General features: G+C 53.9%; 20 protein-coding genes. 11 read left to right on the top strand and 9 right to left on the bottom strand.

Annotation, left to right across the window (positions count from 1 at the left end; translation table 11 throughout):
- Window positions 1-6: 6 nt before the first annotated feature.
- Genes FIV00_RS07900 through FIV00_RS07915 form a run of 5 tightly spaced genes read right to left on the bottom strand, consistent with a single transcriptional unit; the run spans window position 7 to window position 5,509 of the window.
- Complete coding sequence (locus tag FIV00_RS07900) at window positions 7-960, bottom strand: SMP-30/gluconolactonase/LRE family protein (RefSeq protein WP_152500232.1); 954 nt, start codon at window positions 958-960, stop codon at window positions 7-9.
- Complete coding sequence (locus FIV00_RS07905) at window positions 957-1,901, bottom strand: ABC transporter permease (RefSeq protein WP_247649356.1); 945 nt, start codon at window positions 1,899-1,901, stop codon at window positions 957-959. The genes FIV00_RS07900 and FIV00_RS07905 overlap by 4 nt, the downstream gene beginning before the upstream one ends.
- Entirely contained in the window at window positions 1,898-2,863 is a 966-nt protein-coding gene (locus tag FIV00_RS30265; protein WP_247649357.1) for an ABC transporter permease, read from the bottom strand. Before FIV00_RS30265 ends, FIV00_RS07905 begins: the two co-directional genes overlap by 4 nt.
- Window positions 2,856-4,373: a sugar ABC transporter ATP-binding protein gene (locus FIV00_RS07910; RefSeq protein WP_152500233.1), complete on the bottom strand. Its 1,518-nt coding sequence runs from the start codon at window positions 4,371-4,373 to the stop codon at window positions 2,856-2,858. Before FIV00_RS07910 ends, FIV00_RS30265 begins: the two co-directional genes overlap by 8 nt.
- A 56-nt stretch (window positions 4,374-4,429) precedes the next feature.
- Window positions 4,430-5,509 (bottom strand): sugar ABC transporter substrate-binding protein, encoded by a 1,080-nt coding sequence (locus FIV00_RS07915; RefSeq protein ID WP_152500234.1) that lies wholly within the window; start codon window positions 5,507-5,509, stop codon window positions 4,430-4,432.
- Between the two features lie 143 nt (window positions 5,510-5,652).
- Between FIV00_RS07915 and FIV00_RS07920 the strand changes: the two genes are divergently transcribed.
- Window positions 5,653-6,678, top strand: coding sequence for a LacI family DNA-binding transcriptional regulator (locus tag FIV00_RS07920; protein ID WP_152500235.1), 1,026 nt, complete (start codon window positions 5,653-5,655; stop codon window positions 6,676-6,678).
- Between the two features lie 131 nt (window positions 6,679-6,809).
- On the opposite strand, the gene FIV00_RS07925 is transcribed toward FIV00_RS07920, so the two are convergent.
- Window positions 6,810-7,529 (bottom strand): YafY family protein, encoded by a 720-nt coding sequence (locus tag FIV00_RS07925; RefSeq protein WP_152500236.1) that lies wholly within the window; start codon window positions 7,527-7,529, stop codon window positions 6,810-6,812.
- A 178-nt stretch (window positions 7,530-7,707) separates the two neighbouring features.
- On the opposite strand from FIV00_RS07925, the gene FIV00_RS07930 reads away from it, so the two are divergent.
- Window positions 7,708-8,652 carry an alpha/beta fold hydrolase gene (locus FIV00_RS07930; protein WP_152500237.1) on the top strand — a complete coding sequence of 315 codons (945 nt, stop codon included), beginning with the start codon at window positions 7,708-7,710 and terminating at the stop codon, window positions 8,650-8,652.
- Window positions 8,653-9,223: 571 nt separating this feature from the next.
- Window positions 9,224-10,387 carry a porin gene (locus FIV00_RS07935; RefSeq protein WP_152500238.1) on the top strand — a complete coding sequence of 388 codons (1,164 nt, stop codon included), beginning with the start codon at window positions 9,224-9,226 and terminating at the stop codon, window positions 10,385-10,387.
- 162 nt (window positions 10,388-10,549) lie between these two features.
- Here the strand turns inward: FIV00_RS07935 and FIV00_RS07940 are convergent, their stop codons facing one another.
- Genes FIV00_RS07940 through FIV00_RS07950 form a run of 3 tightly spaced genes read right to left on the bottom strand, consistent with a single transcriptional unit; the run spans window position 10,550 to window position 11,864 of the window.
- The gene (locus FIV00_RS07940; RefSeq protein WP_152500239.1) at window positions 10,550-11,176 is read right to left on the bottom strand and encodes a TetR/AcrR family transcriptional regulator; all 627 of its coding nucleotides are present in this window, start codon (window positions 11,174-11,176) and stop codon (window positions 10,550-10,552) included.
- 46 nt (window positions 11,177-11,222) lie between these two features.
- On the bottom strand, window positions 11,223-11,507 hold the full coding sequence (locus FIV00_RS07945; protein ID WP_152500240.1) for a hypothetical protein: 285 nt from the start codon (window positions 11,505-11,507) through the stop codon (window positions 11,223-11,225).
- A gap of 51 nt (window positions 11,508-11,558) precedes the next feature.
- Window positions 11,559-11,864, bottom strand: coding sequence for a hypothetical protein (locus tag FIV00_RS07950; RefSeq protein WP_152500241.1), 306 nt, complete (start codon window positions 11,862-11,864; stop codon window positions 11,559-11,561).
- Between the two features lie 404 nt (window positions 11,865-12,268).
- Between FIV00_RS07950 and FIV00_RS07955 the strand changes: the two genes are divergently transcribed.
- The 8 genes from FIV00_RS07955 (at window position 12,269) to glgC (ending at window position 22,095) form a co-directional block, all read left to right on the top strand.
- The gene (locus tag FIV00_RS07955) at window positions 12,269-12,634 is read left to right on the top strand and encodes a hypothetical protein (protein ID WP_152500242.1); all 366 of its coding nucleotides are present in this window, start codon (window positions 12,269-12,271) and stop codon (window positions 12,632-12,634) included.
- A gap of 14 nt (window positions 12,635-12,648) precedes the next feature.
- Complete coding sequence (locus FIV00_RS07960; RefSeq protein WP_152500243.1) at window positions 12,649-13,284, top strand: AraC family transcriptional regulator; 636 nt, start codon at window positions 12,649-12,651, stop codon at window positions 13,282-13,284.
- A gap of 147 nt (window positions 13,285-13,431) precedes the next feature.
- Entirely contained in the window at window positions 13,432-13,917 is a 486-nt protein-coding gene (locus tag FIV00_RS07965; protein ID WP_173005912.1) for a DUF1772 domain-containing protein, read from the top strand.
- 26 nt (window positions 13,918-13,943) lie between these two features.
- Window positions 13,944-14,438, top strand: a complete 495-nt coding sequence (locus FIV00_RS07970) for an EF-hand domain-containing protein (protein ID WP_152500245.1) — start codon at window positions 13,944-13,946, stop codon at window positions 14,436-14,438.
- Window positions 14,439-14,459: 21 nt separating this feature from the next.
- The gene (locus FIV00_RS07975) at window positions 14,460-15,722 is read left to right on the top strand and encodes a ferric reductase-like transmembrane domain-containing protein (RefSeq protein WP_152500246.1); all 1,263 of its coding nucleotides are present in this window, start codon (window positions 14,460-14,462) and stop codon (window positions 15,720-15,722) included.
- A gap of 496 nt (window positions 15,723-16,218) precedes the next feature.
- Entirely contained in the window at window positions 16,219-18,597 is a 2,379-nt protein-coding gene (locus FIV00_RS07980; protein WP_152500247.1) for a glycogen/starch/alpha-glucan phosphorylase, read from the top strand.
- The gene (glgB, locus tag FIV00_RS07985) at window positions 18,594-20,804 is read left to right on the top strand and encodes a 1,4-alpha-glucan branching protein GlgB (RefSeq protein ID WP_152500248.1); all 2,211 of its coding nucleotides are present in this window, start codon (window positions 18,594-18,596) and stop codon (window positions 20,802-20,804) included. The genes FIV00_RS07980 and glgB overlap by 4 nt, the downstream gene beginning before the upstream one ends.
- A 31-nt stretch (window positions 20,805-20,835) precedes the next feature.
- Window positions 20,836-22,095: a glucose-1-phosphate adenylyltransferase gene (glgC, locus tag FIV00_RS07990; protein WP_152500249.1), complete on the top strand. Its 1,260-nt coding sequence runs from the start codon at window positions 20,836-20,838 to the stop codon at window positions 22,093-22,095.

Here is a 22,095-nt window from a genome sequence, read left to right on the forward strand (position 1 = left end):
GCCGGGTCATGAGGGCCTCCCAGTCTTTTCACGCAGCACTTGGGCGGCATCCCTGCGGCTGCTGCGGACCCGGTAAACCTTGTCGGAGGACGTGATAAACATTGTCATGCCGTCTCGTCCGCCGAAACATATATTGGATGTCTGCGCGGGCAGAACGATCTTGCCGATCAGAGCGCCTTCGGGCGAAAGGCAATGAATGCCATCAAGAGCCGAAGTCCAGACGAAACCTTGATGATCAACGCGGAACCCGTCAGGAATGCCAGGCGCAATCACGGCAAATACACGACTGTTGCTCAAGTTTGGCCCGTCGACGTCGAAGACCCTGATGTGATGAGGCAAATTGTAGTCGATCCCAGGAAAGCTCGCGCCACGAATAGCGCCAGAATCGGCGACATAGAGTTTTGTCTCATCGGGTGAAAAGGCCAAGCCGTTCGGTTTGTCGAAATCGGTTGCGACCACATGGATCGCTCCGTCGGTCGAAACGCAATATACGTGGCAACCGCCAAGCTCACTTTCGGCCGGGTATCCTTCGACATCCGAGTTTATGCCGTAGGGTGGGTCGGTGAACCAAACCGAGCCGTCCGAGCGAACGACGACATCATTTGGCGAATTCAGCCGGTTGCCTTCAAAACTATCGGCGATTGTCTCCACAGAGTTCAGATCGTAAGGGTCCTGCCGCCTGACAACCCGTCGCCCGCCATGTTCGCAGGACACCATGTAGCCTGCCAAGTCCAACGTATTGCCATTCGCAAATTCGCTGTTTGTAAGTGCGATCGAGAGGCCATTTTCTTCCGTCCATCGCAACATGCGTTTGCCCGGAATATCATTGAAAAAGAGACCATCAGAAAGCCAGACGGGTCCTTCCGTCCAGGTGCAGCCCTCTGCGATCATTTCGGGTTCACTTGATGTGTCGACAAAACTTTCGAAACGCGCATCGACCGTGACATAGCCGGGCTTCATGATCGTGCACCTTTTCTCATTGTCTGGAACAAAAGCATGGCAAGGATGATCACTCCGAAGACGATGCTCCGCCAGGCGTCTCCGATCTGCATCACGGAGAGTATCGATGTCAGCAACGTTATGAACAACGCGCCGCCGATTGTGCCGAAAAGTCCGCCGCGCCCGCCGAGAATAGATGTTCCGCCAATTACGACTGCAGCAATCGTCGGCAGAAGAAACGGATCTCCCATCGACTGGTATGCCTGGTTCGCATAGCCGGCGAGCAGGACACCGCCCAATGCGGAACACATACCAGCAAGCGCGAATGCCGCGAAGACAACGCTTGGCGTTGAGACACCGGACAGGAATGTCGCTTTTTCGTTGTAACCGATTGAGCGTAGGTATCGGCCAAACGGCGTTCTGGTCAGGAAGACAACGATTGCGAGGCTGACAGCCATCCAGGTGAGGAAGCTGACGGGCAGGCCGAGTACGTCGCCTGATGCCAAGGAAACCATGAGCTGACTGGCTTCGCCTTTCGGATTGAAGCCGCCGGTATTGAGCACCGCAAGACCAAGCAAAATGGAATTGACAGCCAGCGTCCAGACCATCGATGGAATGCGCAAAATGGCAACGCCAATGCCATTGATGACACCAATCAGCGCTCCGAAGGCAAGCGCGGCCGGTACTGCCAGTGCGGTCAGGACGGGATTGCCGGACCCAACCAAGGCCGTGGACAGAATTGCCGCGCCGGTCAGGACCCATGGTACTGAAAGATCGATATGCCCGAGCAAGATGACGATCGTCGCACCAGTTGCGAGCAGACCGAGAAATGCAGCGATTTGAAGCTGCTGACTCAAATAGTCGAAGGTCAATATTTGCGGAAAGTACAAGCTTCCCGCCAAGATGAGCACCACGGTCCCGAAATAGGGCATCATGCTGTCAGGGGTGATTGTGCGGCTCATCGGCCAAAGACCTCCAACCTGTTGCGTGTACGAAGGACATCTGCGCCGCCAATCGCGATAGCAGCTGCCAGAATGAGCCCTTCAAACAGGGGTTGCGCCAACGATGGAATGCCGGAAAAGAACATCAGCGAAGCGATTGTTTTCAATATGAAAGCGCCTGCCAACGCCCCAATGAGAGACCCGACCCCGCCTCGCAAAAGCACCCCGCCCAACACGACGGCAGCAATGGAATTCAATGTGAAGTTTGCGGCAATTCCAGCATCACCGGTTGTCGTGACAAAGCTGTAGTAAAGCCCTGCGGCTCCACCGAAGAGACCGGCAAGCGTGAAAGCGGCGATGCGAATGAGGCGTGTGTTGATGCCGGATTGAAACGCTGCTTGCTCAGATGACCCCAGCGCATAGAGCCCAAGCCCGAGCCCGGTTCTGCGAAAGGGTAACCAGAACGCAAAGACCAGCAGTCCGGAAATGATCAACGCGGTCGGAATGCCGGCGATGTCGAGTGTCAGAGCATCTGCCAGATCATAGTTGACTGCACCGCCGGGGGTTGGTCTGAGCATGAGGGCACCGCCGACAAAAATAGATGCCGTTGCCAGCGTGACAACAATCGGCTGTATGCGGCCGAAGACGATGATGAGACCATTCAGGAGCCCGCAAAGTGCACCGGCTGCGAGTACGGCAACGACACCGAATCCAATGGCTCCCGCCGATCCGTCTAGCAGGTGCGAGGCCAATGTGTTGGTGAGCGCTATTACCGCCCCAACCGACAGGTCAATCCCTCGCACAACAACGGCAAAAAACTGGGCAATCGCCGCGAAACCAAGGATCAGGCACTGGTTCGCCCAGATCGTCATTACATAGGTGGAAGCCCCTCGAGGATGCGTTCCCAGGTAGAGCGACAGAAGCACCAGCAGGACGACTGCGGCTATGACTTCACGCCGGTTGGCTCGAATGTAGTCAAGCATGAGCCACCTTGCGTTTTTCGGAAACGTTCAGCGAAGCCGCGATGATGTTTTGTGCGGTCATGTCCTCCCCGCTCATGGAGCTGACCAGCTGGCCGGCGTAGAAAATGTGGGTCTCGTCGCAAAGCTGGATGAGTTCTTCATAGTCCGTGCTGAGAAGAAGGATTGCAGTGCCCTGATCGGCGAGGCGGCGCAACATGCCGTAAATCTGTGTCTTGGTTTTCACGTCAATGCCGCGTGTCGGATCTGCGAGCAGGAGGCACCGCGGTTTGAGCGCCAACCATTTCGCCAACACAACCTTCTGCTGATTGCCGCCGGAAAGCGACGAAACCGGCAGTTCCAGGCCGCCATGTTTGAGTTCAAGACGTTCAAGCGTATCCTGGTAAAGCCCCGGGTTTGAGGCGTCCAGGTCCTTCAACCCGATTGCAGCCAGCTGCAGGTTTTCCAAAATACTCTGTTCCTGAATCAAACCCTCGGTTTTCCGGTCTTCAGGAATGAATGCCAATGCGATATCCGGCTGCTTCGCGGCCTTGGGACTTGTAACGGAAACGGGTTTTCCAGCCACTGTGACCTTGCCTTCGGCAGTCCTTAGCAGGCCGAAGAGGCCCATCAGGAACGCTCCTTGCCCTTGGCCATCAAGACCGCCCAGCCCGACGATTTCTCCTTCGTGAACCGTCAGGCTGATATCCGTAACGCGTCCGTCCCAAGAAAAATTCTCAACCTTCAGCACTTCCTGTGCATCTGTGCGTGCGGGGGGTTTGGGTGGAAACAGTTCCTCAATCCTCTGTCCAACCATCATGTTGATGATTTCGTTATAGGAATGATCTCCATTGTCGAATGTCTCGACGCGTTTCCCGTTTCGAAACACGGAAATCCTATCGGCCAGGGCTTCAATCTCGTGAAATCTATGGGAGATGAAAAGGACACTTGTCCCCTGGTCTCGCTCTGCGCGGATCAAGTCGAAGACCTTCGTCACAACCGATGCATTCAGTGCCGAAGTCGCTTCATCCAGGATAAGCAATCTTGGTTTGCGCATGAGCGCCTTGGCAATTTCCACCTGTTGCCGAGATGGTAGCGTCAGATCGGACACGCGGGCGGACATCTTAATATGACCGCCATCAATCCGGTCCAAAACGTCTCGGGCCTTGACCAGCGCTTCTGAACGGAGCCATCCAAGGCCGCTTCCCGGCGCACCAAGAAGCAAGTTTTCCCGCACGGTCAGATCAGGAACGAGAGACAGTTCCTGGAACATGCATACGAGCCCGTGGTTCTGGGCAACGCGCGGTGTCGTCAGCCGGACGTCCTGGCCATCCAGAATGATGCGGCCTTCGGTTGGCTGCAGCACACCGGAGATGAGCTTCATAAGTGTCGATTTGCCTGCACCATTTTCACCGAGAATTGCATGTATCTCGGACGGCTTGCAGGCGAAATCGACGTTGTTCAATGCCTTCGTCGCACCAAAGTGCATCGAAATGTCCTGCATCCGCAGCAGGGGCTTGTCGGGGTCTGTCATTGAAAATTTCCAAGTTGTCCAGCGGCACGCGATGGTGCCGCCGGACCATTTGTGAATTATGTATTGCTTGGATTTTGTCCGGAAATTTCTTCTGGGCTGAAGGGCGGGAAACATTCCGCATAGCCGGTGCCGGTATTGAAGCTTTTCGGCAGATCAGGGAAATAGTTCACACCAGCCTCCAATTCGTCAGCTTTGACCTGAGGAATCGGCAGGTAGATTGTCTGCGGCAGTTCGTTGCCTTCCAGGAGAGCGACCGCGGCTTCAAGAGCAATTGCCGACATCGCAGGTGCCTGGCTTGCCGATACACCGGGAATATCCAGCTCGTCCATCAACATGCGAACGCCGTTTTCACCGTCGACACCCATGGGGACAATCGGATGTCCGGCGGATTGCAGCGCGTTGATGGTTCCAGCAGACCCATGCTGAGAGACGACAGCATCGAATTGACCGTGTGTCGCGAGCGCATCGGCAGCCACTTTTTGGCTCGTGCCGGTGTCCCAATTGCCGACAACCTCGACGATTTCCAATCCGTCGACCTTTTCCAGAACACTCATCATGCCGAGGCGGCGATCCCGGTCGGTCGCGTTGCCAGGCAGACCATTCACCATCAGGATTTTCTCAGCTTTGCCGCCAAGAATGTCCATAACCGTCTGCGCTTTCAGTGCGCCCAGTTCCTTCTGGCTTTCGTTGACCTGCACCACCTTGTCCGTGTCGAGCACGTTATCGAACGGGACGAGGATCGTGCCGGCACGTTCAGCGCGCCGGATTACCGGTTCGAAAGCGGTCGGATTGACTGCGATGAAGGTAATGGCGTCGTATCCGGCAGCAATAAAATTGTCGATCGCTGCAATCTGGGCAGCACTGTCGTTTCCGACAGACACGATGGAGAACGTGTCGATTTTACCCGCATTTTCCGGACGATCAGCCCAGGCCTTTGCGGACTGGATTGCCTGAATGCGCCAGTCATTGCCTGCAAAGCCGTTCACGAAGGCCAACTTGTAGGGGCCTTCCTTTGCATCATAGGAAATCGTGGATGTTTCCGGAGCTGGGACAAAACACTCGGGTCGATAAGTGTCTGCGAGTGCTGTTCCAACACCGGCGAGCAAAAATGTCGCGCTCAAAAGTAGGTTCTTCATCTTTTCCTCCCAAATGACCAACAGGTCGGATTGAACTTCTGCAATCCCAATGTGTTTACGTAAACACACATTGATATAGGTATTGTGTTTATGTAAACATTCGTCAAGAAAAAAATGAAAGTCGTTGAATTATAGAGACTTCGATGGCCACAAGGCGCAGCAGCAAATCCAGAAAAGACCAGCCGACGATGCACGATGTCGCGCGTGTGGCAGGTGTCAGTCAGATGACCGTCTCCAGGGTTATGCGCGGCGCAGGATACATCTCGAGAAATGTTCGCGAACAGGTAAACAACGCTGCGCGGGAAATCGGTTACGTCCATAATCGGTTGGCGGGCGGTATCGCGGCCTATGACAATCCGCTTGTTGGCGTTGTGGTGCCGACACTGCAAAACCGTGTCTTTACGGAAGTTCTTTCCGGAATAAGCGATACGCTGAGCACAGCGGGATTGAGACCGGTTTTCGGCGTGTCGGAGTACACGCAGGCAGCTGAAGAGGAGCTCGTCTTCGACCTTTTGTCATGGCGTCCACGTGGCCTGATCCTGGCCGGTCTTGAGCACAGTGAGGCGGTTAGGCGCATTGTTGAGCAAACCGGTGTCAGGGTTGCCGAGATCATGGATATCGACGGTGAGCCGATGTCTGCTTGCTTTGGAGTTTCGCACACTGAAGCTGGACGGGATATGGCGTCTCATCTGCTTGAGCGCGGTTACAGATCGTTCGGCTATGTCGCCAGTCAGGCCGGACATGACCTGCGGGCGACGAAACGCTTTGAAGCTTTTGCAGCATGTATTCGGGAAGGCGGCGGACAATTGATTGCGCAACGCACTTCCACGGAAGCTTCTTCAATGGTGGTCGGCAGACATCTGACGCAGGATATTCTGACACAATCCGATCGCCCGGACGCAATTTACTATGCAAATGATGACCTTGCAGCAGGCGGTCTGATGCACTGCATGTCTGAAGGTATCGACGTGCCAGGCGAGGTCGCTATCGCAGGCTTCAATGGTCTTGGGTTCCTGTCTGCGTTGCCCCTGAAGATTACGACAACACAAACGCCGAGATATGAAATTGGTGTTGCAGCTGCAACCTGGATATCTGCGCCGCCGGAGGCCCAAACGGAGAAGCTGACAGACAAGCTGGAGACTCAGTTGCATGTCGGCGAAACCACCTGAATGATGGTAATCCCGTCGCGACCCGAGTGCTCGAACTCTGTTTGAGCGGTTGCCGAGATGTCAGGTCAAAAGATCAACCTGAGTTTTACGCTCGCTGCCGGCCCGTCATTGGTCAGTTCCTGTTGAGGAATTCAGTTCCGGATCTGCTTTACAGGCCTCACGCCATCCTGGAAAACGATGTTCCGTCTTCTGAAGGTTGCGCCTTCAACGCAGACCGGTTTGCTGATCCGGTCCATGCGGAAGTGTCGGAAGTCATTTCGTGCGGGGTCCCAGGCGACCAGATACCACAACGGTGGCAGTATCAACATTGCCTGCGGTTCGACATATCGGCGGCTTGTTTCACCTTTTGCGTCGCGATAGCTGAAACGCAGATGCAAACGCGCAAGAAATGCTGTTTCAAATGCAGGAAGCAGGGCTGGATCCATTGTTCCCATAGTGGACAGATCGACCTGAGGTGCGAGCTCTCCCACATACAGGCAATCCAGGAAACGTCTTAAGTCTCGAACCTTGTCTGACGGTAGAGCTTTCTCGATTTTTGCAAGCCCCGCATCCGCGAGCTTTGAAAAAGGCAGATATCCGGCTGCCCGCATCGAGGCAACGCTGATCAGCAGCGCAAAGACCTCGATGACCGAGAGGCGCGGCGCCGTTTGAACCGATTGCGGATCAAGCTGCAACCCGCCACCTCGGCCCGGCTCGGCATGAATGACGAAGCCCTGGTCGCGTAGCGCACTGATGTCACGCAGAACCGTCCGCCTGGAAGCGCCAACCTCTGCGGCGAGTGCAGATATCGTCGATGTGCCGCAGCGTCGAAGGCTGCGCACGATGGCGTCTTGTCTGAGGCGAATATTCATTTGGCAAGACAAGCCCTTAAAGGTGCCAGAATTTGGCACTGTTTGACCTTAAGCACCACTTACGGGCGTCAGCAAGGACTTTTCGCACTTGTGACACCCGCCTCGACACACCTGATCCAGAACACGGCGTCACCCCGGGTTGCACCTGTTCTCATCTCATTTCCAGAAGGGCAGATAAATGTATGATCCGGCCGACTTTCCCAAACCAACAATGATTTCGGTCAACGGCATTGAATTGGAGGTCTTTGAGTGCGGACAGAACAATGTGGGAAGGCCGATTGTGCTGTGCCACGGCTGGCCGGAACATGCCTTTTCCTGGCGGTTTCAGATGCCTGCATTGGCCGCTGCGGGCTACCATGTCATTGTTCCCAACCAGCGCGGCTATGGCAATTCCTCGCGGCCAAAAGATGTGACCGCCTATGATATCGAACAACTGACGGGCGACCTCGTCGCGCTTCTAGATCATTTCGCATATGAGACGGCAGTTTTCGTCGGTCATGACTGGGGTGCAAATGTTGTCTGGAGCACGGCTATGCTGCACCCCGATCGCGTTGAAAAAGTCGTTGCGCTCAGCTTGCCATATCAGCAACGTGGAAAAATCCCATGGATAGACTTCATCGAAGGCTTTCTGGGAAGTGATCACTATATGGTGCATTTCAATCGTCGCCCCGGCGTAGCGGATGCGATCCTGGACGAAAACCGTCATCAATTCCTGACGAATTTGTTTCGAAAGAACGAGCCGAAGATGGCTCCAGAGCCGGGGATGATGATGATCAACCTGGCCAGGGCAAAAGTCCCTGTCGGGGAACCGCTCATGAGCGATCTTGAACTGTCCGTATTTGATTCTGCCTTTGAAGCTTCAGGGTTTACGAACAGTATCAATTGGTACCGCAACCTTGATCGCAATTGGCATTTGCTGGAGAAGGTCAATCCCATCATCCAGCACCCCGCTCTCATGATTTATGGGGATCGAGATCTCGTGCCGAAGTCTCCCAATTTGAGCGACTTCGTGCCTAAGGTCGACGTTGTCTGCCTGGATGCAGGTCATTGGTTGCAGCAGGAAATGCCGGTTGAAACAACCGGAGTGATCCTGAACTGGCTCAAACAGACGTCAGAAGTCTGAAAATTCAACAACGCGTCCTGAAATGGCGAATTGGTCGCTGATTTGCCTGGGGCTCAATCGCTTGGGTTTTGCTCTTGAGCCCTTCACCGAATCAAATCCGACAAAACCACAACCCCTAGTCTGCGTGCGACAAAGTTGCATTATTGACAAATTTACAAAGAGACAATTTGACAAAAAGACTCTTAGAGTCTAAATGTGCAGCACGAGCAAGCTATGTGTGGTTGCAAACGCAATAACCTGCACTCGCCACTCGTTTGGAGAAATACTTTCTCCCAATAAGTAATTAACTACTCGCATCTCCGGTTGGAAATCGGCCGGGGCTTCTCGTGTTGAAATCTAAATATTTGTTTAGAAACAATATGTTGCAAAAATGCTACTTGGGTTTCGAATGTTCATTCGTAGTGATTTCTAGGCTTGCTATTGAGAGGGGAAATCAGTTTTTATCATGCGAGCAGGCAATCGATCTAAGTTTAGAATCGAATGATTCGTGTAAACTTAAGTAAAAATTAGAAATTGGCTTAATTTCTGCGGTTCGTTTGGTTGCTACGCAGTTTAGAAATTGGAGAACACTATGAAACTCTTTAAGGGCATGATGCTCGGCGCTGCTGCAGTTGCTACTGCTGCCACCGCTCAGGCTGCCGATCTTCCGGTTGCTCCGGAGCCGGTCGACTACGTTCGTATCTGTGACGCATACGGCGCACGCTTCTACTACATCCCGGGCACAGAAACCTGCCTGCGTGTTGGTGGCCGTGTTCGTACCCAGTTCATCGTGAACAACGTTCTCGATGATGGTGCATGGGGCACTCGCGATTCTGACGGTTACTCCTGGCGTACACAGGGTTACCTGTACCTCGACGCTCGTACCGCAACTGAGTTCGGTACTCTGCGTGCCTATGTTGAGCTGTCTCAGCGCGTAGACAACGATACTGAAACCTTCGACTTCGGTTCTACCTACATTCAGTGGGGCGGACTGACAGCTGGTTACCTCGCTTCGAACTTCGACATCTTCACCGGTCAGTCCTTCATTGGTGTTGTTGATCGTGACTGGTCCGATGAGACCATCAACCAGATCGCTTACACTGCAGCTTTCGGCAACGGTTTCTCCGCTACGATCGCTCTTGAAGATCAGGCTGGCCGTCAGGTTGGCGATTATGGCGGCACCCGCATGCCGGACGTCGTTGCTGCTCTCGCAGTTTCCCAGGGCTGGGGTTCTGCACAGCTTTCCGGTGCTCTGCACCAGGTCTACCCGAGCACAGCTGCTGCTCACCAGACTGGCGGAACCAACAACGGTGCTGACGATGAGCTCGGTTGGGCAATCGGCGGTGGCGTCGTGTTCAACCTGCCGATGATCAACTCCGGTTCGAACATCTACTTCCAGGGTTTCTATGCTGACGGCGCTCTGTCCTACATCGGTGCAGGCAGCACTGAAGGTGGCGTGACCGTGTCTGACTTCGGTGCGACCGGCGGTACTTCCGAAGGTTACTCCCTGTCAGCTGGTGCATATGTCCAGGCAACTTCCACTATCGGTCTTGCACTCGACGGTTCTTACATGGACGTCGACCAGGCTAACGGCTTCACCGACTTCTCCCGTTGGGCGATCGATGGTTCCGTACAGTGGGAGCCGGTCTCTGGCTTCATCCTGGGTGCTGATGTTGGTTATGCCAATGTTGATCCGGACGCAGGTTCCGATGTTGACGAACTCCTCTTCGGTGTTCGCCTGCAGCGGACGTTCTGATTTGACGCGAGCTCACTGACAGCGGTCTTTGACCTCTATGACCTCTAGTCAGTCCTCGGCCCGGCAGGTTCCACCCTGCCGGGCCGCCCCCATAGAACGGCCTTGTCACTTTGTGCTGAGAATTTGGGGAAAAGAATCTGCCGATATTACAATTTAGGCAAACTAAGCATCTACGCTGTTTTCGAGCAATTTTTTCAACGGCGAATAGGTATGGTGCAACTGCTCAAGGTCGACCACGTTTTTCTTCATTTGGTCGAATGAAAACCTGATAAAATTACAGAGTTCCGCGAAGCTGACCTGACCCAGCCGGGTCTTGTGCTCAAATGGGCTCAGCGTTTCCATGATAACATTGTTGTAAAGCTGGATAATTTTATTCTTCTTCTCGTTCTCAAAACTCTCAACCACCTGCAAAATCTCTTCTCGGTGGGGCACCTGCAGCATGATTTCGCAGGGTTTCAGAACGAGATATTTGAAAGCAACGTCCAGACGCTCTCCGACACTTTCCAGATCCGAGCATTCTGCAACAATTGAAGACGCCGAGACGCGTGCGCGATGCTCCAGTGCGCCGTAAATCAGGTCTTCCTTGCCATCATAAGCATTGTAGAGAGATTGACGTGCCACCCCGGCGGCGTTTGCGATTTCACTCATCGTTGTCTTCTTGACACCGTAGTGCGCAAACAGCTGCAAGGCGGTTTCTACAATTTTTATATCTCGTTCAATCATTTTTTCTTGATAAGGTTTATGACTTATCGTGTCAATTTGTCGCGAACTTTTACTATGCCGCTCCATATAGTTTATGCTGGAAGTGTTAAAATTTTTAATTGAAACGGGACTTTTATTGTTGAATCACAAGTACTTTTTCAATTTTCCCTGTTGCGGTGCAATAGCGGAAAATCGTGTGCGTTTTGTTGATACACTTTAAATTCAGAGCGGTCACGCTGTTGCCGCAAATTCGTGAAGCGGCATTCCAACGCTTTATCGTGAGTGGTGATTCTCGATGGAGCGCCGCTATTGCACGCTTCGTGCCCTTGTTCTTTGAGCGTTTTCCTGAAGCCAACTCAGGGCTGCGTTTTAATGCAAATGGTGCTTTTCGATGCGGCCCGAAAATCCAGCGCTGCATAGGCGGCCGGCCGCCCTCAAACAGTTGAGGCCGACCGTTTCCTGTTCTCGATCAGAAAAGAAAGTCGTCGGTCGCTCCCGGCGCAAAGTCGTCGTCTCCCGTCAACGCGAAATCAAGAACCGCGTCTTCGCGATAAGTTACCTTGATCTCCTCATAGTTGAATGTAACAGTTTCTGTCGGAATGGTATCCTCCGATGAGCCCTTCTCTTCGGAAGCGAATTCGAAATTGTCGAATGAAGAAGAAGCGTCATCTTCATTTTCTCCTCCGATGTCTGAAGCAAAATTAAAATTATCGTCGAATTCAGGCTTTGTTTTATCCTTGAACTGTCTGATAGAAACTTGAGAATATCTTGGCATTGGTAAAATCCTTCTAAAGTATCAACTCTTCCCCAGGGTTTAATATTCAGATATTTGTTTTTTTCTTTCTGTGACTACAGTCACGGAAACACGTTTTGGGACTGAACCGTTCATGGTCAGCCTGATCCATTTCCGATTGAGCGCTAGAACAAATAGGGAGTGCAATTCCCCTGCATGCTGGCGCGGATTGACCCACATTGGCGAGAATTGTCCGGCATTTGGCAGAAATGGTCCTGTAAAACCGAACTTCATGCATTCATGTTTATCTCAACAGTCATTGACCAGTGAGTTGAGATGAAACGCCTTTTTCCAAAAGACAGCAGGTTTGAAGAGTTTAATGCAGTTCAACGACATTCTGGACTGCGTCGCACTTTGCCCTGGACAAGGTCTGCGGAGGCTCAATCATGACGACCGTGAGCAATGGAACGGTCATGACCGTTGTCGCTTCGGCACTCTCGCGCGCGTTGACAATTTCTGAAGTTCAGGATGCAGCGGGTATCTCATGCAACATATTGATGAACCCAATTGCCCGTCCGCCGGAAGATGTCACGCCAAGAATAATGTTGCTGCTTGGCGAGCGCTTTCCAAATGAACCGATTACCCTCGATATTGCGCGGGCCGCTCCATTCTCGTTTTTTGGAGGATTGGCAGAGGGGGCCCGGTTCGCTGATGATCTTCGCACGGCCATAAAACTTCTGACAAAGAACTGTTCTGTCATTTCGGATCAATTGGAGCTGGCATTCCAAGAAAATTCTTCGGAAGCAAAATAGTATCCAGTCATCCCATGAACCACATCGACAATGGCCGTTCAGCAGAAATAGGCTCTGCGTCGATTGCACGCCTTTTTTCAGAGTTTCTTGGACTATCTGACTGCTTCAAGCGCATAACTTTTTCGCACGAACCCAATTGCGATGTGCAGCATTATGTCGACTACTTCGGTGTTCCAGTTGACTTCAATGCCAGCGAAATAAGCCTCATCTTGAAGCCGGAGAAACTCGATGAGCCGATCAAGCAGGCGAATGTTGAACTTTTCAACTACGTGCAGACCCACCTCTCGGGCGTGAAGAAACAAATTGAAGCTGCGAAAGAGCCAAAGGAACTCAAAGCGCTCAGAAACGCTGCTGCGGAAAACGCCCGGGCTGGCTTGTTCAGCGCCGTCAGCGTTGCCGCCGCCGCCAACATGAGTGTACGGACAGCGCAAAGGATCGCGGCAGAAAACGGCACGACAGTCCAAGGTTTGATCGACAAGATCCGTGAACACAGTGCGATGGAGCTCTTGCGCGATAACCGCAATGACATCGGTTCAATTGCCTTTCTGCTCGGGTATTCAGATGAACGAGCCTTTCGCAGAGCATTTCAACGATGGACCGGACAGACGCCTTCCGATTTTCGCAAGCAGCTCAACAAGGCGATTGAGTAAGCCGAAATAGGTTGGCGGATCAGGCCTCACGGTCTGATCTGAACAGCGGCAGTTACCGACAATCGATCGAAGCCCAACCGATGCGCTGCACCGGGTGAGCCATTGCGTCCTGTTTTCAGTTCGAGACGCGGGAGAGGGAGAAGCACATTGAAGGCACTTTCACAGTTTGCGGCCGTCTTGCTGGGTCTTTTGGCGGGTGGCTCACTCCTGATTGCTACCGGTCTTGTGCCGTACTGGCGAAGTCTGGATCCGGCGGAGTTCGCGCAAGTCTTTAGCGCAAACCTGCTTCCCGTGGGCGGCACCATGGCTGTTCTTACCGTTCTGGGGACAGGCTCCGTGATGACTGTTGCCGCGATTTCAATCTGGAAGAAGCAACCGACCAGATTCTGGTTGGCCGCAGCTGCCACGGCCACCCTCCTGATGGTCGCCACCTTGCCGGCTTATTTCGGCACGGCCAACCCGCTGCTGGCAGGCGGAACACTGGGGGCGGACGCGAGCACTGCTGAGTTAGCAACCTGGCAACAAATGCATTGGTTCCGGACCGTCATGGGAATTCTCGGTTTCTACTGCGCGGTGCGCACCGGATACGTCTCTGAAAAACCAACTGGATTCATCACGCCAAGTGGTCTGTGACCACATCAACCCTGGAGGAACCTCAAATGAAAAGGTCAATTCTAACCATCGCATGTTTTTCCTGCTTGGCGCTCGTGCCGCCAACCGCAGCTGCCGACAATGATTGGAAAGAGCTTTCCGGTCTGGCCTTTCAATCCATCGACAAGGATGGCGATGGCAAGGTGACACCCAGCGAGTATTCGAGCTTTGGCGACGATGTTTTTTCCTCCATGGACTATGACAGTTCCAAGGCTCTGACGCTCGACGAATTCTACAACTGGGGCTTTGGCATGCATAACGCGGCCGAAGACGCTGGCCAAAGCGAAGCCTTCAAAACAGCTATGCGTGTGGTCTTTGCGCTTTGGGATCGGAATGCGGACAGTCAGGTAACCGCAGCTGAGTATGACGAGTCCCTCGAATTTGATTTCCTGCGCGCCGATCTGGATCAGGACAAGACGCTGAGCGAGCCGGAGTATCTTTCAGGGTTCTCTGTTGTCGTGGCAGCCAAAGCTGCCATTCACCCTCAGTCCACGAAAAACTAAACCCGGAAAGGAGGCAAGGTCATGCTGCGTCTGCAAGGCATTAATGCCATCATCGCTCTGGTTGGAGTTTTCGCTGTGTTGCATCTCGCCTTCGCGCCCGAGCAGCACTCCCTTCGAACCACCTTGTCGACACTTCTGGGAGGCATCGGTTTTCTGCTGATGACCTGTTCGGTGGTGCTGGCGACGCGGCTGGAAGTCTTCGAGGAAATGTTCGGTGGACTGGATAGAATGTATCAGGTTCATCGTGTGGCAGGCACATTCACCGCAGTTTTTGCCCTTGTGCACTTCTTCAGTATTCCCAAGGAGCTTCCGGCAGGAGTTGACCCGATCCTCAACTCAACATTCCCGTCAGCGCAGATCGGCATGGCGTCGATGGTTCTGCTGGTGATCGGGCTCTTTGTCGCTCTCAATCGCAAGATCAGTTATTCCCGCTGGCGGAATCCACACAAGGTCATGGCTTTGGTCTATATCCTGGTAATCGGCCACTTCATGAACGCACCCGGGATCTTCTACGAGCGATTTAGTGCTTCGGGCATCGTTCTGATTTTGGCAGCCTTGATTGGCACGATCGCGCTCATCTACACCATGTTCGGCATGAACAAGCGCACCGCCATGCGTTTCACAATAGAAACCGTAAACTCTTTGGAACGCGCCACTGAAGTCGTTCTGAAGCCTGTTGGCGACATGTTGAAGTTTAAACCGGGCCAGTTTGCGTTTGTGGAGATACAGGGCAAAGGTTGGTCAGAGCCTCATCCATTCACAATCTCAAGTGCGCCGAATGAACGTCGTCTGCGTTTCACCATGAAAGTGCTTGGCGACTGGACGCGTAAAGTTCGCGAAGAACTGCAGCCGGGACGGGAAGTCATCGTTCGGGGTCCTTATGGACGCTTCGATGCCTCAAATACCGAGCGCAAGAAGCAAGTCTGGATCGCCGGAGGTATAGGGCTTACACCGTTCCTTTCAAAGCTGCGGGCAATGAGTGCCGATGACGATCGGGAAATCAACTTCGCTTATGCGGCTCGCAACAGGGAAGAAGCGATATTTCTCGAGGAGCTCGAAGCCGTCGCAGCAGACCGAAGCAACCTTACGCTTTATCCTCTGTTTTCCGATGAAGGTGACTTTGCGCGTGTCGATGCAGCGAAGGAACGGCTGCCGGACGAACTCACGGAGTATGAGTATTTTCTCTGCGGGCCGAAACCAATGGTCGATGGATTGATGAAAGACCTCAAAAAAGAAGGCGTGAAACGCAAGGCCATCCACGTCGAGGCTTTTGAATTCAGATGACAATAGAGCGGCCATTGAAAAATTCTCGGCCAATGGCTGCATTGGTTTAATCTCATTAGCTTGTCTTGATCGCAAGGATGATCAGCTTTCGGGCTTTGGCATTGAAGCGCCAAAGCCCGAAATGTCTGTGCCTCGCTGTTATGAATTCACCTTGGTATGGCGACCAATGCGTCCCCGGGTGTCAGGTTCACCCTGTTGTGTCATAGGCTCATTGGATTGGGCTAAGACCGTTTGTGTCCTCTGGAAGAGCACCCGCTGAACGAACGAGACTGCTCTTTCTGTGGGCGCGGTTGCTGTTCGCCATTGGCTGAACCGCGCCGGATCAATCGATTGAAATAATTATATGTGAAGAAAATGTGTGCAACGCGCACGAGCGATTACTATGCTCGGCAGGTCGATGGAAAAAGGAAAGGGGCTTCGATAAGGTCGCGGCTGATGGCGGCGTCTTGAAAGACGCAAAAAGCAAGAGATCTGGGAACGTCCAAAAGGCCGGAACATGAAAGAAGAAATCCTGAAACACCTGCGCAATTCGCAAGGCAAGGACGCGGCGCATTCATCCGTTTACGACTGGCGCGTGGCGCTGTCGCTCGCTCTGCGCGACCGGATGGTTGATCATTGGTTTCGCAGCACGCGCGAAACCTATGAGAGCGGCGCGAAGCGCGTTTACTATCTGTCGATGGAATTTCTGATCGGACGCCTTGTCGAAGACACAGCGGCGAACCTTGGACTTGTTCAAGAAGCCAAGACTGCGTTAGCGGAACTGGGGCAAGACTATGAGGCTATCGTCCTGAATGAGCCGGATGCGGCCCTTGGCAATGGCGGTCTCGGCAGGCTTGCGGCCTGCTTCATGGATTCCCTCGCATCCCTTGGCATTCCCGCCTATGGCTACGGCATCCGTTACGAGCACGGGCTTTTCAAACAGGACTTCGTCGATGGAAGCCAGGTTGAGACCGCTGAGACCTGGCTGTCGCAGCGCAATGCCTGGGAGTTTGCACGTCCGGAAGTCCAGTTCCGCATCGGTTTCGGTGGTCATGTGGAACATCACGAAGGTAAGGCGCACTGGCACCCGTGGGAAACGGTTCTGGCAACAGCCTATGACACGCCGGTTATCGGTTGGAAGGGCAGTTGGGGCAACACCTTGCGTCTCTGGTCGGCCAAACCTGAAGCCAAATTCGATCTAAAGAGCTTCAATCGCGGCGACTACCTGGCGGCAGGCCGCTCCGAAGCATTGGCAAGAACGATTTCCCGGGTGCTTTACCCCGACGATACAACGGATGCCGGCAAGGAACTGCGTCTCAAGCAGGAATATTTCTTTACCGCAGCGTCAATCATGGATCTGCTGCGCCGTTTCCTGAGCGACCATGACAATATCCGAGAGCTTCCAAATGCCGTCGCCATTCAGCTGAATGACACGCATCCGGCCATTGCCGGTCCGGAGCTTGTCCGCTTGATGGTGGATGAACATGATGTCCCGATGGCCGAAGCAATCGAGCTGGCGCGTCAGTGTCTGGGCTATACCAACCATACCTTGCTTCCCGAGGCGCTGGAGCGCTGGCATATCGGTCTATTGGGGCGGGTTCTTCCTCGCCATCTGGAAATCATTCGCGCCATTGAGGACGACCAGCAGGCCAAGTACCCTGGCAGCCCGCGTATTCTGGAGCAGGACCATGTGCGTATGGGGGAACTTGCCTTCATCATGGCGCACAAGGTCAACGGCGTTTCCGCACTTCATACCGACCTTGTCAAGGAAACTGTCTTTGCGGATCTCAACCGCATTCATCCGACGCGGATCGTCAACGAGACGAATGGCATTACACCGCGCCGCTGGCTGCACACCTGCAACGCTCCCTTGAGTGAACTGGTCACGCAGGAGATCGGCGAAGGCTGGGTCGGAGATCTGGAGCAGTTGAAGGCGCTCAATCAAAAGAGCGGCGATCGCACGTTTCTGGATGCTTACAGCGCGGCCAAGCGGCAGAACAAGGAGCAACTGGCGGACTGGATCGCGCAGAGCTGCGATATCCAGATCGATCCGGCGGCGATGTTCGATATCCAGATCAAACGTATTCACGAATACAAGCGCCAGCTCATGAATATCCTGGAGACGATCGCGCTCTGGAATGAAATGCATGACGCGCCGAATGCCGAATGGACACCGCGTGTGAAGATCTTCGGCGGTAAGGCCGCTCCCGGCTACCATGTTGCTAAGCAGATCATTCACCTGATCAACGATGTTGCCCGTGTGATCAACAATGACCGCGTGACAAAGGATCTGCTGAAGGTCGTTTATCCGCCGAACTACAACGTGACCATGGCCGAGCGGTTGATCCCTGCAGCCGATCTCTCCGAACAGATTTCCACGGCCGGCAAGGAGGCTTCTGGAACAGGCAACATGAAGTTCGCTCTGAACGGTGCCTTGACCATCGGGACCTTGGACGGCGCGAATGTCGAAATCCGCGAGCACGTTGGGTCAGAGAACTTCTTCCTCTTCGGATTAACGGCTCAAGAAGTGGTCGAGCGGCGTCATGTTCATGGGTTTTCTCGAGCGGCCATTGAAGCAAGTCCGCGTCTGACCCGTGTCCTCGGTCAGATTTTCGAAGGGGTGTTTTCTCCAAGTGACCCGTCACGCTACCACGGTCTGATTGGCACGCTCTATGACCACGATTATTTCCTCGTGACGTGTGATTTTGACAGCTATTTCGATACGCAAAGGCGTGTTGATGAAGTGTATCGCAATCCGCAGAACTGGGCGGCCATGGCGCTGCGCAATACCGCAAATATGGGTTGGTTCTCTTCCGACAGGACGATCAAGGGCTATGCGCGCGATATCTGGCAGGTGAACGCGTCCGAAAAGGTCAGATTGGAGCTGACGGGATGACACAAAGCGCGCTGATCGATCTTGCGGAAGCGCGAGCCATTGCAGCCGGTGAGCATGGTGATCCGTTTTCGGTTCTCGGACTTCATGAGATTGATGGCGATCTGGTGTTGCGCTGTTTTCGTCCCGGTGCGGAAACCATTGAGGTACTGGAAGAAGGGTCAGGCAAGGCGCTGGTCAAGCTAAGCCCTGTTGAAGGCGTGGACAGCCTGTTTGCCGCCAAAGTGCCTCGCCGCCGGAAACGGTTTTCCTACCGGTTGCGCATGACACATGGCAGCGACGTCTGGACAGAAACTGATCCTTATGCATTCGGGCCGGTTCTGGGTGACATGGATGAGTACCTTTTGGGTGAGGGAACGCATGGCCGGCTGTGGCAGGCCCTGGGAGCTCATGTTGTCACGCACGAAGGCGTTGATGGAGTGCACTTTGCGGTGTGGGCGCCAAATGCCCGACGCGTTTCGGTCGTTGCGGACATCAACGGCTGGGATGGAAGAAGGCATATCATGCGTCGGCGCGGCGCTACGGGTGTCCATGAGATTTTCATCCCCAATGTCGGCGACGGCATGGCCTACAAATACGAGATTATCGGCAATTCCGGTGAACTCGTGCCGCTCAAGGCCGATCCGGTCGGGTTCGGTTCGGAACATCCGCCCAAAACGGCGTCTGTCGTACGGGATCTGCGCGGGTATGAATGGAAAGACAATGACTGGATCGACAAGCGGGGAGACCTGCAACGGTTCGACAAACCCATTTCCATTTATGAAGTGCACCTGGAATCCTGGCGGCGCGTTCCTGAGGATGGGAACCGCGCACTAACGTACCACGAGCTGGCTCAAGACCTCGTCAATTACGCGAAGGATCTTGGATTTTCCCACATCGAACTGACGCCGATTTCAGAATATCCGTTTGGCGGTTCATGGGGATACCAGCCGGTTGGCCTTTTTGCGCCCACAAGCCGGTTTGGGTCGCCGGATGATTTTCGCGCTTTTGTTGAAGCCTGCCATGCGGCAGATCTGGGACTGATCATTGACTGGGTGCCGGGACATTTTCCAACCGATCCCCATGGGCTCGGACGGTTCGATGGTACAGCGCTTTATGAACATGCGGATCCCAAAGAAGGGTATCACCCGGACTGGAACACGCTGGTCTATAACTACGGGCGCACAGAAGTCTCCAACTATCTGATTACCAATGCGAAATACTGGCTTGAGGAGTTTCACATCGACGGTCTTCGGGTCGATGCGGTGGCCTCGATGCTGTATCGCGACTACTCGCGCAATGAAGGGGAGTGGGTACCGAACGTCCACGGAGGACGTGAAAACCTGGAAGCCATCGCCTTCATGAAACAGATGAACGAAGCGGTTTATGGAGCCGACCCGGGCATCATGACGATTGCCGAGGAGTCGACCGCATATCCAGGGGTGAGTGCACCCACGTCATCCGGGGGTCTTGGGTTCGGATTTAAATGGAACATGGGGTGGATGAACGACACCTTGCGTTACATGTCAGAAGATCCGGTGAACCGGAAGTATCACCATGACAAGATGACCTTCGGACTGCATTACGCATTTTCGGAAAACTTTGTTCTGCCACTTAGTCATGACGAGGTGGTCCATGGGAAAGGGTCCCTGATCGGACGCATGCCGGGCGACGATTGGCAGCGTTTCGCCAACTTGCGAGCCTATTACGGCTTCATGTGGGGGCATCCGGGCAAGAAGCTGCTGTTCATGGGCGGTGAATTTGCGCAACCTTCGGAATGGAACCACGAGCAAAGCCTCGACTGGCATCTGCTTGAGTATCCGGCCCATGCCGGAATTCAGGCACTGATCCGCGATCTCAACGCACTCTACCGGTCCTTGCCTTCGCTTCATGAACTCGATTGTGCCGCCGAGGGGTTCCGGTGGATTGACGGCGGTAACGCCGAAGAATCTGTTTTCTCATGGGTCCGAAACGGCAAGGACGGAAGTGTGCCGGTTCTTGTTGTGGCGAACTTCACACCGGTCACCCGGACCGGCTACCGTATTGGTGTTCCTGAAGCCGGACGCTGGAGCGAGCGCCTGAACACGGATGCACAGTCCTATGGCGGAAGCAATCAGGGCAATGCCGGGGAAGTGATCGCAAGTGCCGTCGCTGCCCGTGGCTGCGAACACTCGATCGAAATTACCGTGCCGCCGCTGGCGACGCTCTTTTTTGAATATTGCGGAGAATAGCTGCGAAGAAACAAGAGACTGGGAGGCCTCGATGGAACAGGACAGACACAGACTGGCACAGCAAACACTTGCCTACGTGCTTGCAGGCGGCCGTGGCAGCCGGCTCAAGGAAATGACCGATATCCGGGCAAAACCGGCGGTCTATTTTGGCGGCAAGACACGCATCATCGACTTTGCCCTGTCCAATGCGGTCAATTCAGGTGTTCGAAGGATCTGTGTTGCGACACAATACAAGGCCCACAGCCTGATCCGGCATATTCAGCGCGGCTGGAGTTTCTTTCGTGCCGAACGCAATGAGTCTCTCGATATTCTGCCGGCATCGCAACAGCTTGATGAAGAGAACTGGTACAAGGGAACCGCCGACGCGGTGAACCAGAACATCAAGATCATTCGGAGTTATGATCCAAAATATATTCTCGTTCTGGCCGGCGATCATATCTACAAGCAAGACTACTCGATCATGATCGAGCAGCATGTGCGGACCGGGGCGAAAGTGACGGTCGGATGTCTGGAAGTGCCGCGGGAGGAGGCCAAGGGATTTGGCGTCATGGCCGTTGACGAGGCTGACAATATTCTGGACTTCGTTGAAAAGCCGGCTGATCCGCCAGCGATGCCTGGCGATCCCGAAAAGGCGTTGGCGAGCATGGGGATCTACGTTTTTGACGCAGAATACCTCTATGAACTTCTTCTGAAAGACGCCATCGATCCAAGTTCCAGTCACGACTTCGGCAAGGACATTATTCCGCAGATCGTTGCCGAGGGTGGAGCCATGGCTCATCCGTTCGGTCGCTCCTGCGTGATGTCCGGTCTGGAATCCAAGCCCTATTGGCGTGATGTCGGGACGATAGATGCCTATTGGCAGGCCAATATCGATCTCACGGATTTTACGCCTGGGCTCGATATATATGCCAATGACTGGCCGATCTGGACCTATTCGGAACTGTCGCCCCCGGCGAAATTCATTCACAACGAAGAAGGCAGGCGCGGACAGGCCGTATCTTCGATGGTTTCCGGAGGCTGTATTGTGTCAGGGTCCTCGCTCTACAGGTGCTTGCTCTTCACAGGCGTCAAAACGCACTCCTATGCCGAGCTGGAAGGCGTTGTTGCGTTGCCATACAGCGAAGTCGGTCGGCGTGCCTATCTGAAAGATGTGGTTCTGGACCGTGGTGTGAAAGTTCCGCCAGGTCTGGTCGTGGGCGAAGACCCCGAACTTGATGCCAAGCGTTTCAGACGGACCGAACAGGGCATATGTCTGATCACGCAATCCATGATCGATCGACTGGAAACATGA

The organism is Labrenzia sp. THAF82 (genome assembly GCF_009363435.1).
GTDB lineage: Bacteria > Pseudomonadota > Alphaproteobacteria > Rhizobiales > Stappiaceae > Roseibium > Roseibium porphyridii.

Coding starts and splice junctions, on each gene's coding strand:
- FIV00_RS07900 (WP_152500232.1), bottom strand. CDS start 960: ATGAAGCCCGGCTATGTCACGGTCGATGCGCGTTTCGAAAGTTTTGTC.
- FIV00_RS07960 (WP_152500243.1), top strand. CDS start 12,649: ATGAACCACATCGACAATGGCCGTTCAGCAGAAATAGGCTCTGCGTCG.
- FIV00_RS07905 (WP_247649356.1), bottom strand. CDS start 1,901: ATGAGCCGCACAATCACCCCTGACAGCATGATGCCCTATTTCGGGACC.
- FIV00_RS07970 (WP_152500245.1), top strand. CDS start 13,944: ATGAAAAGGTCAATTCTAACCATCGCATGTTTTTCCTGCTTGGCGCTC.
- FIV00_RS07975 (WP_152500246.1), top strand. CDS start 14,460: ATGCTGCGTCTGCAAGGCATTAATGCCATCATCGCTCTGGTTGGAGTT.
- FIV00_RS30265 (WP_247649357.1), bottom strand. CDS start 2,863: ATGCTTGACTACATTCGAGCCAACCGGCGTGAAGTCATAGCCGCAGTC.
- FIV00_RS07955 (WP_152500242.1), top strand. CDS start 12,269: ATGACGACCGTGAGCAATGGAACGGTCATGACCGTTGTCGCTTCGGCA.
- glgB (WP_152500248.1), top strand. CDS start 18,594: ATGACACAAAGCGCGCTGATCGATCTTGCGGAAGCGCGAGCCATTGCA.
- FIV00_RS07940 (WP_152500239.1), bottom strand. CDS start 11,176: ATGGAGCGGCATAGTAAAAGTTCGCGACAAATTGACACGATAAGTCAT.
- FIV00_RS07950 (WP_152500241.1), bottom strand. CDS start 11,864: ATGCCAAGATATTCTCAAGTTTCTATCAGACAGTTCAAGGATAAAACA.
- FIV00_RS07920 (WP_152500235.1), top strand. CDS start 5,653: ATGGCCACAAGGCGCAGCAGCAAATCCAGAAAAGACCAGCCGACGATG.
- FIV00_RS07945 (WP_152500240.1), bottom strand. CDS start 11,507: ATGCAGCGCTGGATTTTCGGGCCGCATCGAAAAGCACCATTTGCATTA.
- FIV00_RS07930 (WP_152500237.1), top strand. CDS start 7,708: ATGTATGATCCGGCCGACTTTCCCAAACCAACAATGATTTCGGTCAAC.
- FIV00_RS07980 (WP_152500247.1), top strand. CDS start 16,219: ATGAAAGAAGAAATCCTGAAACACCTGCGCAATTCGCAAGGCAAGGAC.
- glgC (WP_152500249.1), top strand. CDS start 20,836: ATGGAACAGGACAGACACAGACTGGCACAGCAAACACTTGCCTACGTG.
- FIV00_RS07910 (WP_152500233.1), bottom strand. CDS start 4,373: ATGACAGACCCCGACAAGCCCCTGCTGCGGATGCAGGACATTTCGATG.
- FIV00_RS07915 (WP_152500234.1), bottom strand. CDS start 5,509: ATGAAGAACCTACTTTTGAGCGCGACATTTTTGCTCGCCGGTGTTGGA.
- FIV00_RS07935 (WP_152500238.1), top strand. CDS start 9,224: ATGAAACTCTTTAAGGGCATGATGCTCGGCGCTGCTGCAGTTGCTACT.
- FIV00_RS07925 (WP_152500236.1), bottom strand. CDS start 7,529: ATGAATATTCGCCTCAGACAAGACGCCATCGTGCGCAGCCTTCGACGC.